Below are 261 nucleotides of genomic sequence, written 5' to 3' on the forward strand. Positions count from 1 at the left end.
CCTGCGGCGATCCCGGTGCGCCCGGGCAGCCATTACTTCGAACTCGACGCACGCGGCGCGCTGTATGAGCGCATGCTCAAGGCGCAGTCGTTGATGATCTACGTGCCGGCCGGTATTGCCGAACTGAAGATGGAACTCGTGGCGGTGACCTCATGATGAACTCCCCCCTGCCCCCGACGCCGGGCCCGATGCCCTCGCTGACCGCCAATGGCGCGATGGCCAACCCGACGCCGCAGGCGGCCAATCCGCAGAGCCTGCAGG

General features: G+C 67.4%; 1 protein-coding gene. It reads left to right on the forward strand.

The window, feature by feature from the left end; translation table 11 throughout:
• Positions 1-9: 9 nt before the first annotated feature.
• Positions 10-156, forward strand: a complete 147-nt coding sequence (tssK, locus tag ACRHNM_RS17160) for a type VI secretion system baseplate subunit TssK (protein ID WP_431137856.1) — start codon at positions 10-12, stop codon at positions 154-156.
• Positions 157-261: the final 105 nt, after the last annotated feature.

Origin of the sequence: Psychroserpens mesophilus, from assembly GCF_050617655.1 — a bacterium.
In the GTDB taxonomy this organism is placed as follows: Bacteria; Bacteroidota; Bacteroidia; order Flavobacteriales; family Flavobacteriaceae; genus Psychroserpens; species Psychroserpens mesophilus_A.